The organism is Flavobacterium kingsejongi (assembly GCF_003076475.1).
Classification (GTDB): Bacteria; Bacteroidota; Bacteroidia; order Flavobacteriales; family Flavobacteriaceae; genus Flavobacterium; species Flavobacterium kingsejongi.
On record NZ_CP020919.1, the window covers coordinates 2769626 to 2785779 of the forward strand.

Genomic DNA, 16154 nt, shown 5'->3' on the forward strand with positions numbered 1-16154 from the left:
TTTTAAAAATGCATACTATTAACCAATTCAATATCCCCATGAAAACAAACATCACATTTTTTATGTTATGCTTTATGTTCCTGCACCATGCTGCCCAAGCACAGGATGAAACCGTAAAATTATATACAGGTAAAGCCCCCGGGTCAGAAAACTGGACACAGCAAGAAGCGCAAATGTATTCCGATCTTTTTAAAACAGATGTTGTCTATAATGTCACGGCTCCGTCTTTGTTGGTTTTTAAACCTGCAAAAGGCGTGAAAAATACTGGAACGGCTATTGTAATCGCACCGGGTGGCGGATTTCAGAGCCTGTCCATTACCCGCGAGGGAACCGAACTGGCACAATGGCTGAGTGCTAAAGGAATTACTGCTTTTGTGCTGAAATACCGTTTGGTCAAAACAGAATCGAACGATCCGGCCCGTGAGATGATGGACAAACTGAAAGACCGTGCTGCTTTTGAGAAAAGTACGGCTCCGGTCATCCAGCTTGCGGCACAGGATGGCAATAAAGCATTGCAATATGTACACGACAATGCGGCGCGCTTTGGGATTAAAAAAGGACAGATCGGGATCATTGGTTTTTCTGCCGGAAGTACGGTTGCGTTGGAAACGGTACTCTATACCCCTTCGGAAATCGTACCTGACTTTGCCGCTTCCCTCTACGGTGGGCCAAGCGCAAAGCTGCTGACCACACCGGTACCAACGAAGAAAATTCCATTATTTATCTGTGCAGCCAGCGATGACCAGTTGCAACTGGCACCACGAAGCGTACAGCTGTATAATAAATGGCTCGAAGCGGGGCAATCGGTAGAATTGCACCTGTATGCCAAAGGCGGGCATGGCTTTGGAACCGGAAAACAAAACCTTCCGGTAGACAGCTGGGTACAGCGCTTTGAAGACTGGCTGAAACAACAAGGCTTCAGCAATTAAAAATCGAAAATAACGACTTATGAAAAATAGGATACAAAAAACAGCGAAAGTATCGTTGTTAACCGCACTGGTAGTAAGCAGCCTGTCCTGGGATGCCTTGCCTAAAAAAGAATATGATCCGGTAATTACCATCAATGGATTTACCTTTACCGACCTGAACCGGAATGGGAAATTAGACCTGTATGAAGATTACCGGCTTCCCGTATCACAAAGGGTACAGGACCTGGTGAGCCAGATGACCGATGAAGAAAAAGCCAGTATGCTTATGGGAACCGGGATGCCTGGCTTTGATGGGCTGACCCCTGTTGTTGGTGCTGTTGAAGGGCGTGTGCCGGGAGCTGCCGGGATAACATTTGCGATCGAACGCTTGGGAATCCCAGGAGTGATCTTAGCGGATGGTCCGGCAGGATTACGCATCAAACCAATCCGCGAAAACGATCAAAACACCTATTATTGTACGGCTTTTCCGGTAGGAACTGCCTTAGCTTCTTCCTGGAATGAAACCCTGATCGAGAATGTAGGAAAAGCGATGGGGAATGAAGTGAAAGAATATGGAGTGGATGTATTATTAGCGCCTGCACTGAACATCCACAGGAATCCGTTGTGCGGCCGTAATTTCGAATATTATTCCGAAGATCCCTTAGTTTCCGGTAAGATTGCTGCGGCAATGGTAAAAGGGATACAGTCCAATGGCGTAGGGACATCGATCAAACACTTTGCGGCCAACAACCAGGAAACAAATCGTTTGTCGATCAACGAACATATTAGTGAACGCGCCATGCGGGAAATCTACCTGAAAGGCTTTGAAATCACGGTAAAAGAATCGGATCCCTGGACTGTCATGTCATCCTACAACCTCATCAACGGCACCTATACTTCTGCACGGAAAGACCTGTTGACCGATATCCTTAGGGACGAATGGGGCTTTAAAGGAATTGTGATGACCGACTGGTTTGGAGGGTATGCCGGATTCTCGGCGATTGCTGCCAAAGATGCTACCAGTAATGTTACCCAGCAACTGATCGCCGGGAATGATTTGCTGATGCCCGGACTGCCAGCGCAAAAAGCCAGTATACTGGAAAACATGAAAAATGGGAAGCTCTCCAAAGCTGTGGTGGATACCAATGTCAAAAGGATATTGGAATTTATCCTGAAATCCCCGGTAATGAAGCAGTATAAATATTCTGACAAACCAGACCTGAAAGGCAACGCAGCGGTAACCCGTGAAGCGGCATCGGAAGGAATGGTCCTGCTGAAAAATGATAAAAACGTATTGCCCTATACTTCACAATCGGCGCCAATAGCGGTTTTTGGAGTTACGTCTTATGATTTCATTGCCGGTGGTACCGGAAGTGGGGATGTCAACGAAGCCTATACCGTATCATTGATCGAAGGACTGACGAAAGCAGGTTATCCGTTAGATGAAGAACTTAAAAAAATGTATACCCCTTTTGCAGCCAAAGAGAAAGCGGCCGAACTGGAGAGCCGTAAAAAAAGGGGCATGCTGGCCTTGCCGGAGCGCCTGCCGGAATTACAGCTGGATACTAAGCTTATTGCGCAGAAAGCCACATCTTCGGAACTGGCGATCATTACTATCGGCCGTAATTCCGGAGAGGGAGGCGACCGTAAAGTAGCGGACGATTTTAATTTAGCAGCAGACGAAATAGCCCTGATTGACAACGTCAGCAAAGCTTTTCACGCTAAAGGCAAAAAAGTAGTGGTAATCCTGAATATTGGTGGGGTTATTGAAACGGCAAGCTGGAAAGACAAGGTAGATGGGATTTTGTTATCGTGGCAGCCAGGCCAGGAAGGCGGTAATTCTGTAGCCGATGTATTTTCGGGTAAGGTGAATCCTTCCGGTAAGCTTACCATGACTTTCCCGGTACAGTATACGGATACACCTTCGTCCAAAAACTGGTTGGGCACCCCGGCGGCTAATCCCGTTGAGGTGACTTATGAAGAAGGCGTATATGTAGGGTATCGTTATTACACTACTTTTAACGTAAAACCTTCTTATGAATTTGGTTATGGAAAATCCTATACACAGTTCCAGTATTCCGGAGTCAAAGTAGACCAGCCTGTATTTGCAAAACAACTTACGGTTTCGGTGACGGTAAAAAATACTGGGAAAACATCCGGTAAAGAAGTGGTGCAGCTGTATCTTTCGGCACCATCAAAAAGTATCGACAAACCAAAAGAAGAATTGAAAGCTTTTGGCAAAACCAAACTCCTGAATCCGGGAGAAAGTGAAACGCTTACGATGGTCCTCACGCCAAAAGACCTGGCTTCTTTCTTAGAAAGCAAAAGTGCCTGGATGGCGGAAGCCGGAACGTATACGGTTGGAGTAGGCGCTTCTTCATTAGACATCAAAGGAAAAGCGACATTTAAGGTACCGGAGGAAATTACGGTAGAAAAAGTAAAAAAAGCATTTGCTCCGGACGTCACCTTTATGGAGTTGAAACCGTAAATCAGGCATTACTAATTATAACAAAAGCCCTTCCGGTCCATGACCAGAAGGGCTTTGTCATTGTAAGCATTCCTATAATTTAGAGTTCGCCGATGCCACCCAGGGCGACTACTTTGTTATCGGTGATTTTGATTTCGAGGCCATGTTCGTTATCCAGGGTATAATTAATTTCCAACATTAGGGAATTAGCATCGAGTATCCGGATATAATTGAGGTCGCGGATGGCGTTGAAATGTTTTTCGGGTGTGTCAATCCCCAAAGGCGGTTGCCCGGATTTGGATTCGGTTTCATAATAGTGGGCATACAACCGTTGGTAGCGTTCAAAAGCTTTTTCTTTAATATCGGTGACGACAACGTCAATATCTCCTAAAAAGGCAGTGAATGTAGCCTGGTAGCGGTCTAAGGCTTCCAGGCTTGGGAAGTCTTCAATTTCTTCACCCTCCTCATCGAATTCGGATCCGAGGAATACCTCAATTTCATTGGGGGTAAAATGCGGAATGGTAAAATAGCGTTCGGTAGAAAATCCGGCCCATTCTTCGACAATAGTATTCCAAAAAGGATGTTGTTCCATAGTATTTCGTTTTATAATAGTTAACGGTTGTGGGGAGTGATTATTTTACAAACTGCTTTATTCCGGATTGAACTGGAAACCTTTGAGCCAATGTTTTTCATCGCGCCAGATCATCCAGCAGTACCCAATGGTAGCAGTACCCTCCATAATTTTCAATTGCATCCAGTAGCCTTTTACCTGAACGGGATAGAAACGCAGGGATTTCGATTCTTCATACCGGAGGTGTGCCCTAAACGTACGGTCTGCTTTTGGAAGTGCTGCACGGTCATACGGTTTGTCATAGAGAATTGTGGTATCATAAGCGCGGTCAAAGCTGAAAAATTCGCCTTGTGCGGCCTGTTTCCGAAAATAATCATTCCAAGTGTAAAATGTTCCGGCAGTTTTGGAAAGGTAGGCCATTTGCCCAATGCTATCAATCCGGATCTGATAACGGTTATTGCCTGTTGCGCTACAAATAAAACTCAGGCTCCCGCTTCCGCAAAGAAAAGGCAGGATGGTGCCTCTATGAAAACGATCGGGTTCGGCACAGGACATGCATTCCGGGCAGTTGGTTTGTTGCAATGTCAGTACAGTGAGGACCGATCCGGAAGTACTGTCACGGTACAAGGGAATCGGTGAAAGTTCAAAGGGAACCGTAATTTCCACCAGGCCATTGCCCAAATAATCAGGAGCTGGTGCTGCTTTCCTTTGGCAGGAATCCAGGCCTAATACCATAATAACGCTGAACAGTATAGCAAGTGAATGGTATCGTATCAGGAATCGCCCCATGAGTAATCGGGATACCATTAGCGGTATCTTCCCCAAATATAACCAAAATCAATTTATATTTAAAAACGAAAAAGCGGATTACCCTGTGGGCAATCCGCTTTTTCGAGCAGTTTATTGCCGCTTAGAAATCGGTAGATTCGGAGGTAGTTTTCCATTCTTCCAATCCCTGTTGGATCAGGACTACTTTTTGTGTGGCTCTTTTATAAGCATCACTGCCTAAAAAAAGGCGAACGGGCGGTTGCTCCAAATTGGCCAGTTCGATAAAAGCGGTTGCTGCTTTATCGGGATCTCCTGCCTGGGTGCCGTCCATGGTCAGGTAACGGGCATGAGAGGCACGTACAGTTGTATAGTCCGCAATCGGGTTGGCGGGTAAGCTGAGTGAGTCGGGAGTAAGGAAATTGGTACGGAAAGCACCAGGCTCGACAACGGTCACATGAATGCCAAATTCCGCCAGGTCTTCTGCCAGAACTTCGGAGAGTCCAACTACGGCAAATTTGGTCGCGGCATAAACGGCCCATCCGGTAGCAGCGGCAAATCCGGCGATGGAAGCAATATTGATGATATGGCCCGAACGCTGACTGCGCAACTGGGGTACGATCGCACGGATGACATTCATCGTTGCAAATACATTTACTTCAAAACTCTGCATAATCTCACTGTTTTCCAGTTCTTCAAGGGTTCCACCAATACCATACCCGGCATTGTTGACCACCACATCCACACGGCCGAAAGTAGCAATCGTTTCTTGTACCGCAGTAGCAATGCTGCTTTCACTCAGCAAGTCTACCTGTAAGGGGAGGAAATCAGAGGAAGTCGTCCCAACCGCAGCAGTAAGTGCCTCAGCCGTTCTCGAAGTCGCAGCTAGCTGATGCCCTTCCTGCAGTAGTTTTTTAACCAATGAAAGCCCCAGTCCTTTGGACGCTCCCGTAATAAACCAAACTTTTTTAGTGCTCATAACTATTTCATTTATACAAATGTACCGGGAATTTACAAAATAGGAATTGCCCCATTCAAACAGATACTTGCTAAATTCAAATAATTTTTTGGAATGTGTAAGTTGTGAGAAGTGAAAAGTAAGAAGTGAAAAGTAGAAAGGGAAAAGTAGAAAGGGAAAAGTAGGAAGGCAGATATATGTTAATACTATTAAATTGTAAAGTTATTATGCCTAAAATCAATTCGTATTGTAATTAGTTTAACTTTATCCCATCAAAACAACCAAATATTTATGAAAAATTTTAAGACAGTACTCTTTGTACTCTTGCTCGCGGTTTTAGCTCCTGCTACTGCCCAGACTAAAAAAGTAGCCGTAGTAACCTTTTATGCGGATAAACGCGTGGGCATGTCCGATTTGGGGTTGGAAGGCTTAGCTGACATCACGAGCTTACAGGACAATCCTAATTTTAACCTGCAACCGCTATTGGACGAATACCATACTCGCTTTTTTGGAACGTATGCGAAAGAATTTCCTTTTGAATTGCTTCCGGAAGCTACGGTTACCGAAAATGAAAGCTATAAAAACTTCAAAGCACAGTTCCCTACAGACGGTTCTAACGAAAGCCGTTTTACAACCTTCGCAGGATACAAAGCGATAAACAGTAACTGGGGGAAAGAAAATGAAAAAGAAATGATCAGGATTTTTAGTGAGGCGGATGGCGTATTATTCGTTTATATTAATTTTGATTTTGTGAAAGGATTTGGTATCGGTGGAACCTCGACAGTAAAAATAAAAGCCTATACCAATATTGTACTTTATAATAAAAAAGGCGAAAAAGTATTCACTATTAATGAGAATGCACAATCGAAGAAAACAGGCGTTATGGTTGGAGGTGTTCCGGTGATAAAACCGGAAAAAGTCCTGCCAATGTGCCAAAGTGCTTTAGATGAACTGATGAAAGACCTTGATAAAAGGCTACCGAAAATTATCAGTAAGACGGCTAAAAAACTATAAAAAAATAGTACTTTTCAGATCAAATAATTAATCAAAGATGCAGCAGAAGTGTTGTGCCTTTTTCATGGAATATGTTACAAATGAAACCGATATGCTAATAGACTGAAAGTAAAAACAGAACTCCTGATTTAGTAAATACAATAAAGGGATTGGCACAGCCAATCCCTTTATTTTTTAGTATAGTTCCAATTATTTAATGTTTCATCCATTTGATACGTGCCAGGGCTTCCTGGTATTGTTCGGCATAGGCACCGTCCAGCACATCATCGGTATGGCTTCCAAAATCCAGCAGTATGTTTTCCGCTCTCAGGTTACCATAGAGTGCCAAAATCTCTAATCGGCCCAGGATTTCATCCGTTTCCATATTTTGTAATTGTTGCTGTTCCAACTGATCCAAAAACTGTTTCTGGGCTTCCTGGCTTATCGTTGCAGTTATGGGTACAGGCCGCTTTCCGGATGAGGTCGGTACTCCTTTGTGGGATGTAATCGTTTCTTTCGCAAAAACAACGGATCCCCATTTCCAGGTATCATCTACCGGGAAATCAGCTTGTTCATAAATGGTGAGTGTATCGTTTTTAAATGCAGTAGTGCAACTTTGTGTAGCACCATACTCGGTAATAGAAGTACCTGTTTTGCAATCAAAAACATTAAATTCCGAAAGCACTTTATCTTCGTTAAAACCACAGACGGTAATCCCCGAACCATCGGAAAAATGATAGGCAGCTATGGGGCTATCTTTAGCAGTAGCGCCTATGCCATCATAACAATGGCAATCCCTTTGGGATACGCTTCCCTGGGGAGCATTTGCTTTTATTTCCGGGGTTGTTTTTTTGTCACAACCGGTAAAAAGGACAATCATAAAGGCCAGAAGGTAAATTTTCATTGCTATTACGGTGTTGGTGTATTGTAAAAATACACTTTCAAAAGGATTTTTAAGCCCCTATTGAACTGATTTTAAAATAAATACTATTCTTTTTTTGGATTACAATACTAATTTAGCCTCCCATTCCAGTCCACTAATGTCAGTCAGCACCAGGCGGTAGTTGCCTTTAGGGAGCGTATCGAAAGCAGTATCGGGGAAGGTCAGCGTGGCTTTTGCGCCCAAGGGCAGGATGAGGCTGTGTTTGCCCGGTTTTACTTTGGCGACATAGCGATTACTAATTGCTGATGGCGCAACTTGTGAGAGTGCTTTATGATCCTTTTCGAAGATAATGTTACCGCTTTCATCTTCAACGTGGACACCGATTAAAAAAGAACCGTATACGTCAGCACCTTCTACCCTAAAAACAGTGAATTCCAGGTTGCTATTGGTAATCGAAGCCTCAGTTACTTCTACTTTTGGTTTAACTGATTTATTGTGCAGTTCGCCATATACGCCGCCGTGAAAATACTGGTTGGTAAAGAGCGCGATAAAAAGGATCAGGAGTGATCCGGCTACAACCGGAACCTGCAGTTTCCTGATGTGTACCGGCAATATCCCGGAAGTAAGCCAGTTCCATTTTTTTTGGGCCTGTTGGGTGGCGGAAAAGAAGAGGTGGTCCAGGGAATAGTTGCCACCCCCGGAAAGAAACAGGGAAAATCCGGCTGCAATGCCCAGGATCCCAATCTGCCATTCATCCAGGCAGGTGGTACCGAGCCAACCGCTACCGAGCAGGATTCCCATAGCAAGGCTGAATACACCAATACTCATCAGGCGGGTGAATAGTCCCAGCATAAACAGCAGCCCCACAATCCCTTCCACGATTGTGAAGCCGACCATAGACCACCACAGTGCATCCGGATTGCTGACGAGGTATTCGATGATGGGTTTTATCCCCAGGGCATTCGGAAGGAAGTGGTTGAATTTTTCACCCACATAACCCGCTTCTTCGGGGTTCAGTTTGTTTTCTAATACGACGCGGCGCCAAAAGGCAGAGAAATACGTCCATCCTGTAACAAGGCGTAAAGCGAGTGTAGCCATTCCGGCATAAGAATAGGAAGTTGCAGCAGTATGCTGATCGATAGTATGCGACATGTGTGTAATTTTTGAATTTAGATATCCGTAACAAAATCATTGCTGGCAGCAGGAAGCAACCAGGCCTTAAAATTGTGGGATATCAAATCAAAAATTGTTCGTTTTTTTTATACAGGGGAACGTGTACTGTAAAGTACAGAAAAGGTACCGGTAGTGGTTTTTGCTGGTAAGATGTTGCTGTTATGGCAATGTATGTGTAGGGAACGGGATAATCATTTTGTGATTTCCGGATGCCCTGCTGATACGCTGATGGCCTTTTTGTTTCGGTTTCCACGCAAAATCCTGCAGTGGTATTTTTCTCCGATAACTCCATCACCGGAATTCCCAATTGCTGTTTGATTTCTCTCTTAGCGGTACAGGGCAGCACCAAAAATACCACTACTAACAAGAGGGCAAAAGTATGAAGGTGATGTTTAAAACGGCTGTACATGAATTTAGAAATTCGGAATAAAATCAAACTTAGCTAAAAAAATCCCGAAATCAAATGCTTTAGGGATTAATTATCAGGGCGAAGGTGCTAATTGTTGCTCTGGAGGAATTGGAATGGCAAAGTGAAATTTTTATCAACAAAAAGAAAGCAATACTGATCGCGTCAGGATAAATACGTAAATTTCAATTTCATAAAGTAAACAGTAAGCGATTTAAAATCAACTACTGATACGGAAGTCTATGCCCCACATTGCTTCATTAAAACCGATATGCTTATGCTAGTACTGTTAGATAACGGACATGGTGGAATTATCAAAGGAAAATATCAAACACCAGGAAAACGAAGTCCGAAATGGAGCGATGGCTCCCAACTTTTTGAAGGCGAATTCAACCGGGCCATTGTCAATGGTATCATACAGGAACTCACACACCTGAAAATCCCATATGTGAACATCGCCCCGGAATACACCGACGTACCTCTTGCTGAACGGGTACAACGTGCCAATGCGCATGCCAACGAACCTTGTTTTTACCTGAGCATCCACTCCAATGCGGGTGGTGGTTCGGGAGTCGAAATTTATACTTCCAAAGGAACTACGGAAAGCGATGCTATTGCGACACTATTCGGAGCAGCATTCAAAGCTGTTTTTCCAGAGCAATTATTACGCACCGATTTTAGCGATGGCGACCTGGATAAGGAGAGCAATTTTTATGTACTCCGCAAAACCCGGATGCCGGCTATCCTCACTGAAAATTTCTTTATGGATAATGAAGCCGAATGTAAATCATTATTACTGACACCCGAAGGCAGGCAGCGGATCATTGCCTATCATGTTCAGGGTATTGTCAGTACGCTGGAGTATTACAAGCAAAAACACACCTGATCATTTATGTCATCATGTTGTTTTAATGTGATTCCAGTAGCAATTTTCCCTAAATCACCAACTCCAAACTTTACACAATTGATGGAAACGAATTCAAAATTTAAGATCTGTATTACTATGGCCGGAGCGGTGTCTGCCGGTGCTTTTACCGGAGGTGTAATGGACTATATCCTGGAAACCCTGGAACTATGGGAGCAGGCCAAGCAAAAAAACCGTTCCTTAGGAACCGATCATCCGAGCTATGATTTTACAGTTCCCATGCATGATGTCGAACTGGATGTGATCAGCGGTGCTTCTGCCGGAGGAATCACCGGATCACTTACGCTGTTGAATGTTATTGATGAAACTTACCGTCCGGTAAATAAAGATAATCCTTTGGGGCAAAATAACCGTTTTTACCAAAGCTGGGTGGTGATGGGGGATGATGCCGAAAGTGATACGTTCGAAAAACTACTCGCTGCAGATGACCTTAAAAAGGGAGAACAACCCGAATCGCTGCTCAATTCCAAACCCATTGATTCCATAGCCGACAAAGCCCTGGTTATTGCAAAAGTACGCGCTTATCCACCGTATATCTCCAACAGCCTGGACCTGATCCTGACCACAACCAACTTAAGAGGGATTAATTTTAAAATTGATTTTGGCGGTAATGATCAGTCGGGATCGGTAATCACCAGCCATGCGGGTTTTTTCCGGTACAAACTGGCCAATGAACACTATAAAACCGGGATTCCGGATGGTGAGGAATTGTATTATGTGCTGGATCTTTCCGATACTAAAGAAATGAATTACCTCAAGGATGCAACACTGAGTACTGCTGCATTTCCGATAGGGCTAAAATCGAGGGAAGTAGCTATCTCTCAAAAATATGTGGAACGTTATCCCAAATACCTCTTTGGAAAGCGACAGGGCATTTATCCGCTGCTCAGGGAAAATAGTGTTTATAAATTCAATTCCATCGATGGTGGGCTGATCAACAATGAACCTTTTGCCATTGCACTAAAGGTACTGAAAGAAAAAAATCCGGTGGCTGTAGCCCAGGATCGTTATGCAGTAGTTATGATTGATCCTTTCCCGAATCAGGATAATGATGTGGAACCCAATAATCCGAAACGTGATATTATTTCTATTGCCAAAGGAATGTTCAAGGCACTCCGGAATCAGGTGATGTTCAACCAGGATGGGATATTGGATGCGCTGGAAGTAAGTGACCGTACTAAATTTCTTGTGGAACCTGTACGTAAAATAATGGTGCAGGGCAGTTGGGCAAGGGCCAAAAGTGACCTGGCATCGGCGCCTTTCAGTGGTTTTACTGGATTTATAGATCAATCGTTCCGTAAGCACGATTACCATCTGGGACGGTTGAATGGGCAGTCTTTCCTCCGTTATTATTTCGGAGTTACAGAAACCGATCTGGAAGCCCGACTGGGGACAGTACCGGATGCACGGGCTTTTGAACGTTTTTACATCCATGAATCCAAACACGATACGACTACTGTAAAGGTGTTCCCGATCATACCGGATATGCGCTTACTAAAAGCCCGGACCAATGAATCGGATAGTGTAACGTATGGCACCGATGCGACGTTGCAGTATCCGGAATACCCTAAAATTGTCAGGGCAGATTTTGAAAAGAAATACAAGAGCCAGATTAAAAAACGAATTGAATTAGTCGCAAATGCACTGGTTGGGAACTTTTGGTTTTCATTAGCCAACAGGCTATTCCTTAGGAAAAGAATTTATGATGGTGTAAATGATATGATCCTCAAGGAACTGGAAGAGGCAGGGCTGACCGAAAGTTCACAGCGATAACAGCTTCGTGTCTTTTGTCTGTTCTCAAAAGTAAATAAGAAGGATCATAATTCAGTATAAGAAAATAATAGCGCCCAAAATACATCCTGGATCCAATGAAATTTATAATATAAGTATCTGTATTTTAGTAGGTTGTGTTTGGTGATTTGCCTGTGTATTTTTATACGCGCTAATATTGCTGCTCACGGCTTGGAAAGAGCATCTTTTATGTTGATTATAGCGTACATTTGGAAAAAATCCAACCCTACTGATGAACAATAAGGAAAATCTAAAAATTTTACTGACAGACGATGACCCTGATGACAGGGATTTGTTTAAAGAAGCCATTTCGGAACTCAATTTAAAACACCCTGTAGAATATTGTGTAAATGGATTGGAGCTTTTGGAGCGGTTGAAGAGCGGTGGTGAAAATCCCGACCTGATATTTTTAGATCTTAACATGCCAATGTTATCGGGTGTGGAGACACTGGAAGAGATTCGTAAGGATCCCCGGTTTAAAAACATTCCTATTATTGCCATCTATTCTACTTCGTCTTCGGAAGCAGATCATAAAAAAACGTTTCTGTCTGGAGCAAATGCCTATGTGACGAAGCCGGTTTGTTTTAAACAGTTGAAACTACTGTTGGAAAAAGTGATTGAAACCGATTGGAGCAAGCAAATTGCAGATTCCAATATGGAAACATTCGTGATTAGCATTTCAAAATAGCGGATTAATAGGAACAATTCAAACTACATCAGCTCATTACAGGCAAATCCGGAAAAACCAGACCGGGACGACTCCTTTATTTTGATGCAATTCATGTTAATTGTTTGTTTTTTTAGCGGTTTGTGCTTTTGAAAAGAATACATTTAGCAATCATCTGTTATAGAACCTGTAAAGGGCTGATTGCCTGTTTTGGGAACTAAAAGAATAGTTCAGAATAGCCCCCTCTTACTGTAGGGTATACCCAGTATCATTATGCAACCCGAAACTACTACTAAGCCACAGGCTACCCTTCAGGATTTCCCAATTGTGGGTGTCGGTGCTTCTGCCGGAGGTCTGGAAGCCTTCAAACAATTTATTGCGGCTATCCCGGCAGATTCCGGAATGGCGTATGTATTTGTACAACACCTGGATCCCAGCCATGAAAGTAAACTTACGGAAATTTTATCCAGGGTTGCAAAAATTGCAGTCAATGAAATTACGGATGAGATCCATCTCGCTCCCGATCATATTTATGTCATCCCCGAAAACAAAATGCTCACCTCCTTTGATGGAGTACTCAAACTGAGCCCCCGCGAAAAGCAATCGAAGAATTCAGCCATTGATATCTTTTTTAGCTCATTGGCGGAAGCCCATCTGGACCTGGCATACGGAATACTGCTTTCCGGTAACGGATCGGATGGTACGATTGGCCTGCAAACGATTAAGGAATGGGGCGGAACCACCTTTGCCCAGGATTTGGAAGCCTCTAATACTGCAATGCCACAGAATGCTATTAATGCCGGGGTTGTCGATTATGTATTGTCCCCGGAAAAAATCGTGGGAAAACTTCTCGAATTGGTGGCGTTGAAAACAAAAAAGAAGTTGGAAAATGAGCAAAATGAAGAAGGGATATTCTATGAAATCATACAACTTCTAAAACACCACAGCGGTGTTGATTTTACCTATTATAAACAAACAACCATACGGCGCCGTATTGCGAGACGGATGGCTCTGGGCAAAATCATGACGCTTAGGGATTACCTGAAGTTATTGCAAGGCGATACATTAGCACCACAAGCTTTATTTAATGACCTGCTGATCCCGGTTACCGAATTTTTCAGGGATCCGAAAATATTCCAGACGATGCGGGAGACGGTTTTTCCGCTAATCCTGAAGAGGGTAGGGGAAAGCAATTGCATACGTGTGTGGGTAGCAGGTTGTTCTACCGGTGAAGAAGCCTATACACTCGCCATATCACTTACGGAATTCTTAGGTAAAAATTTGTCGGGAACCCAAATTCAGGTTTTTGCGTCTGATATTTCAGAACTCGCGATTTCCAAAGCCCGGATCGGATTCTACCGAAAAGCACAACTCCGGAATGTACCGGAGCAGTTGCTAAAAAAATACTTTACCCAAAATACCAGTGGATACCAAATCAACAGGCAAATCAGGGATACCTGTGTTTTTGCCGTGCATAACTTTTTAAAAGATCCTCCATTTGCAAAAATGGACCTGATCTCGTGCAGAAATGTATTCATTTATATGGATGCTTTCCTGCAAAAAAAATCACTAACTACGTTTCATTATGCACTAAAAGAAAATGGGTTCTTACTTTTAGGGAAATCAGAAACTGCTGTTCCGGCAGGAGAGCTCTTCCAGACATTTGAAAAAGCAGGAAAAATTTATACACGCAAACAAGTATTGGGACGTTTTGTACATGCAGCCATGGGAAATAAAGAAAAATATATCGGATTCAAGCGGAATCCAACTCTTGTAGAGATACAGAAAGAGGATTTCAAAAAAAGTGCAGAGGCCTTATTGCTTTCGCGCTATACGCCTGCCAGTGTAGTGGTTAATGATCAGATGGATATTGTACACATCAACAGTTCCATTGCAGAATTCATTGAGCTCGCCACGGGAAAACCTACTTTTAACCTGTTAAAAATGGCACGTGAAGGTTTGGCCTTTGAGCTGCGGAACGCCTGGCACAAATGCAGGGAAAATATGTCCCATATCATAAAAGAAGGCATTCAGGTAAAGAATAAAGGGGGAATTGCCGAAATTACCATCGAGATACAACCGCTTAGTGATGCCGCAGAACCTTTTTTTCTGGTGGTTTTTTACAAGTCGGTCGTAGTTCCGCAGGCCATAACTGCAGGGGCTACACCGGAACAAATTTATCATGATATCAATTTAAAACGCATCAGTCAGCTGGAACTTGAATTGTCAAAAATCCATGATGATGTTAATGCGATCAGTGAAGAGCAGGAATCCTCTAATGAGGAACTGCAGAGTGCCAATGAAGAATTATTGAGCGGCAGCGAAGAATTGCAGAGCCTGAACGAAGAATTGGAGACTTCTAAGGAAGAATTGCAATCGAGTAACGAAGAACTGATCCAGATCAACCAGGAGTTGCTGAATAAGCAACAGCAGATCAATATCTCAAGAAATTATACCGAAGCGATTGTCGCTACACTCCGCGAACCTATAGTCGTACTGGATACCAACCTTCGGATCAAGAATATCAACCGGGCCTTTTCTAAAAAATACAATATTGCCAAACAGGAAGCGGAAGGGAAACTGATTTATGAAATCCAAAACCACCTTTTTGACAATATCCCAATGCGCGCCATGCTGGAGAAGGTATTGCCTGAAAAAATGCAACTCGATGATTACCAGATTTCGGTTAACCTATTGCCTTACGGCGAAAGTATCATGCTGCTAAATGCCCGGCAGGTGACCAATGAAACCAGTAAAGAACAGTTGATCCTGCTTGCGATTGAAGATATTACGGAGCGGAGGATTATTGAAAAAAGACTGCAGGTACTTTCCAGCGGTTTTGAGAATATCGTGCAGGAACGTACTGCAGCATTACTGACTTCCAATACGGAACTCGAAAGCACTATAAAAGAATTACACGGTGCTAATATACAGCTACAGGAGTATGCTTATGTGGCCAGCCATGATTTACAAGAGCCACTCCGTAAGATACTAATGTTTATCAGCAGGTTATTTACGCTAAAAGACAGGCCTTCTGATGAAGCTATGGAGATCCTGCAAAAGATCAGCAAATCGTCGCTGCGGATGACTACACTGATCAAAGACCTCTTAGCATATTCGTACCTCAACAACCATGAAGAGCAATTTGTCCCGACAGATCTCAATGTGATCCTCGAAAATATACTAACCGATTTTGAACTTCTGATAGAAGAGCAGCAATTTGTCATAAAAATAGGAGCCATGCCAACGGTTAGTGCGATTCCGCTGCAAATGAACCAGCTATTTTATAATCTGATCAGCAACGCGCTTAAATTCCATAAGAATGATGGTACTACTTCTAAAATTGAGATTAAATCCCGTAAGCTTACCCCCAAACAGCTTTTGAAATATCCGGATTTAGATGCCACAAAAACCTATTGTGAAATTATGATCCGGGATAATGGAATAGGCTTTAATAAGGAATATGAAAACAAAATTTTCACGATCTTCCAAAGGCTTCATAATAACGATGCCTATACTGGTACCGGTATTGGCCTGGCGATCAGTAAGAAAATTATTGATAACCACAAAGGCATTATTTTTTCTAAAGCCAAAGAAAATATAGGTGCAGCCTTTTACGTCCTATTGCCAATGGAATAGGATATGCA

13 protein-coding genes are annotated in these 16154 nt (G+C 43.2%); 7 read left to right on the plus strand and 6 right to left on the minus strand.

Features of this window, described 5'->3' with window-relative positions:
- Positions 1 to 38: 38 nt before the first annotated feature.
- A complete protein-coding gene (locus tag FK004_RS12270; RefSeq protein WP_108738835.1) occupies positions 39 to 929 on the plus strand; it encodes an alpha/beta hydrolase in 891 nt (296 codons plus the stop codon).
- Positions 930 to 948: 19 nt separating this feature from the next.
- On the plus strand, positions 949 to 3396 hold the full coding sequence (locus FK004_RS12275) for a glycoside hydrolase family 3 N-terminal domain-containing protein (RefSeq protein WP_193844339.1): 2448 nt from the start codon (positions 949 to 951) through the stop codon (positions 3394 to 3396).
- Positions 3397 to 3475: 79 nt separating this feature from the next.
- Here FK004_RS12275 and FK004_RS12280 read toward each other — a convergent pair whose 3' ends face one another.
- From FK004_RS12280 to FK004_RS12290, 3 genes are all read right to left on the minus strand, one after another.
- On the minus strand, positions 3476 to 3967 hold the full coding sequence (locus FK004_RS12280; protein ID WP_108737513.1) for a DUF6985 domain-containing protein: 492 nt from the start codon (positions 3965 to 3967) through the stop codon (positions 3476 to 3478).
- 57 nt (positions 3968 to 4024) lie between these two features.
- Complete coding sequence (locus FK004_RS12285) at positions 4025 to 4753, minus strand: hypothetical protein (RefSeq protein WP_108737514.1); 729 nt, start codon at positions 4751 to 4753, stop codon at positions 4025 to 4027.
- A gap of 103 nt (positions 4754 to 4856) precedes the next feature.
- Positions 4857 to 5690 (minus strand): SDR family NAD(P)-dependent oxidoreductase, encoded by an 834-nt coding sequence (locus tag FK004_RS12290; RefSeq protein WP_108737515.1) that lies wholly within the window; start codon positions 5688 to 5690, stop codon positions 4857 to 4859.
- Positions 5691 to 5960: 270 nt separating this feature from the next.
- Here FK004_RS12290 and FK004_RS12295 point away from each other — a divergent pair, with 270 nt between their 5' ends.
- Positions 5961 to 6683: a hypothetical protein gene (locus FK004_RS12295; RefSeq protein WP_108737516.1), complete on the plus strand. Its 723-nt coding sequence runs from the start codon at positions 5961 to 5963 to the stop codon at positions 6681 to 6683.
- A gap of 193 nt (positions 6684 to 6876) precedes the next feature.
- On the opposite strand, the gene FK004_RS12300 is transcribed toward FK004_RS12295, so the two are convergent.
- From FK004_RS12300 to FK004_RS12310, 3 genes are all read right to left on the minus strand, one after another.
- Positions 6877 to 7566 (minus strand): hypothetical protein, encoded by a 690-nt coding sequence (locus FK004_RS12300; RefSeq protein WP_108737517.1) that lies wholly within the window; start codon positions 7564 to 7566, stop codon positions 6877 to 6879.
- Between the two features lie 99 nt (positions 7567 to 7665).
- The gene (locus FK004_RS12305; RefSeq protein WP_108737518.1) at positions 7666 to 8697 is read right to left on the minus strand and encodes a TQO small subunit DoxD; all 1032 of its coding nucleotides are present in this window, start codon (positions 8695 to 8697) and stop codon (positions 7666 to 7668) included.
- 82 nt (positions 8698 to 8779) lie between these two features.
- A complete protein-coding gene (locus FK004_RS12310; RefSeq protein WP_108737519.1) occupies positions 8780 to 9127 on the minus strand; it encodes a hypothetical protein in 348 nt (115 codons plus the stop codon).
- Between the two features lie 274 nt (positions 9128 to 9401).
- On the opposite strand from FK004_RS12310, the gene FK004_RS12315 reads away from it, so the two are divergent.
- The 4 genes from FK004_RS12315 (at position 9402) to FK004_RS12330 (ending at position 16146) form a co-directional block, all read left to right on the plus strand.
- On the plus strand, positions 9402 to 10010 hold the full coding sequence (locus FK004_RS12315; RefSeq protein ID WP_108737520.1) for an N-acetylmuramoyl-L-alanine amidase: 609 nt from the start codon (positions 9402 to 9404) through the stop codon (positions 10008 to 10010).
- Between the two features lie 6 nt (positions 10011 to 10016).
- Entirely contained in the window at positions 10017 to 11822 is a 1806-nt protein-coding gene (locus FK004_RS12320) for a patatin-like phospholipase family protein (protein ID WP_108737521.1), read from the plus strand.
- 250 nt (positions 11823 to 12072) lie between these two features.
- Complete coding sequence (locus FK004_RS12325; protein WP_108737522.1) at positions 12073 to 12528, plus strand: response regulator; 456 nt, start codon at positions 12073 to 12075, stop codon at positions 12526 to 12528.
- A 252-nt stretch (positions 12529 to 12780) separates the two neighbouring features.
- Positions 12781 to 16146 (plus strand): CheR family methyltransferase, encoded by a 3366-nt coding sequence (locus FK004_RS12330; protein WP_108737523.1) that lies wholly within the window; start codon positions 12781 to 12783, stop codon positions 16144 to 16146.
- Positions 16147 to 16154: the final 8 nt, after the last annotated feature.

What these genes read in the sequence shown, in the direction of transcription:
- FK004_RS12270 (WP_108738835.1), top strand. Translation starts at nt 39, where the DNA reads ATGAAAACAAACATCACATTTTTTATGTTATGCTTTATGTTCCTGCAC.
- FK004_RS12275 (WP_193844339.1), top strand. Translation starts at nt 949, where the DNA reads ATGAAAAATAGGATACAAAAAACAGCGAAAGTATCGTTGTTAACCGCA.
- FK004_RS12280 (WP_108737513.1), bottom strand. Translation starts at nt 3,967, where the DNA reads ATGGAACAACATCCTTTTTGGAATACTATTGTCGAAGAATGGGCCGGA.
- FK004_RS12285 (WP_108737514.1), bottom strand. Translation starts at nt 4,753, where the DNA reads ATGGTATCCCGATTACTCATGGGGCGATTCCTGATACGATACCATTCA.
- FK004_RS12290 (WP_108737515.1), bottom strand. Translation starts at nt 5,690, where the DNA reads ATGAGCACTAAAAAAGTTTGGTTTATTACGGGAGCGTCCAAAGGACTG.
- FK004_RS12295 (WP_108737516.1), top strand. Translation starts at nt 5,961, where the DNA reads ATGAAAAATTTTAAGACAGTACTCTTTGTACTCTTGCTCGCGGTTTTA.
- FK004_RS12300 (WP_108737517.1), bottom strand. Translation starts at nt 7,566, where the DNA reads ATGAAAATTTACCTTCTGGCCTTTATGATTGTCCTTTTTACCGGTTGT.
- FK004_RS12305 (WP_108737518.1), bottom strand. Translation starts at nt 8,697, where the DNA reads ATGTCGCATACTATCGATCAGCATACTGCTGCAACTTCCTATTCTTAT.
- FK004_RS12310 (WP_108737519.1), bottom strand. Translation starts at nt 9,127, where the DNA reads ATGTACAGCCGTTTTAAACATCACCTTCATACTTTTGCCCTCTTGTTA.
- FK004_RS12315 (WP_108737520.1), top strand. Translation starts at nt 9,402, where the DNA reads ATGCTAGTACTGTTAGATAACGGACATGGTGGAATTATCAAAGGAAAA.
- FK004_RS12320 (WP_108737521.1), top strand. Translation starts at nt 10,017, where the DNA reads ATGTCATCATGTTGTTTTAATGTGATTCCAGTAGCAATTTTCCCTAAA.
- FK004_RS12325 (WP_108737522.1), top strand. Translation starts at nt 12,073, where the DNA reads ATGAACAATAAGGAAAATCTAAAAATTTTACTGACAGACGATGACCCT.
- FK004_RS12330 (WP_108737523.1), top strand. Translation starts at nt 12,781, where the DNA reads ATGCAACCCGAAACTACTACTAAGCCACAGGCTACCCTTCAGGATTTC.